The organism is Nocardioides oceani (assembly GCF_030412965.1).
Taxonomy (GTDB): Bacteria; Actinomycetota; Actinomycetes; order Propionibacteriales; family Nocardioidaceae; genus Nocardioides; species Nocardioides oceani.
Genome location: NZ_JAUHJQ010000192.1, coordinates 1 through 274, shown reverse-complemented (window position 1 = coordinate 274; position 274 = coordinate 1). Strand labels below are relative to the sequence as shown.

Genomic DNA, 274 nt, shown 5'->3' with positions numbered 1-274 from the left:
GCATGGAGAGAGCTTGCTGAAATTTATGTTTCCTTACAGATGTACAAACAAGCCGCCTTTTGTTACGAGGAACTAATATTGGCCCAACCAACCATTCCACTTTATCATCTAGCTTATGCTGAGGTTTTGTACACACTGGGTGGTTTGGAAAACCTTCAAACCGCTAAAAAGTACTACGCGTCGACGGTCCAGTTGACTGGGGGCAAGAACACGAGAGCTCTCTTTGGCGTGTGCCTGTGCAGCGCAGCGATCAGCCAGCTGACCAAAGGACGAA

The 274-nt window shown here is 48.2% G+C and carries 1 protein-coding gene; it reads left to right on the top strand.

Going from position 1 to position 274, the window contains the following annotated elements; translation table 11 throughout:
• On the top strand, positions 1 to 274 hold a 274-nt coding region (locus tag QWY28_RS23780; protein ID WP_300955373.1), incomplete at both ends, for a tetratricopeptide repeat protein.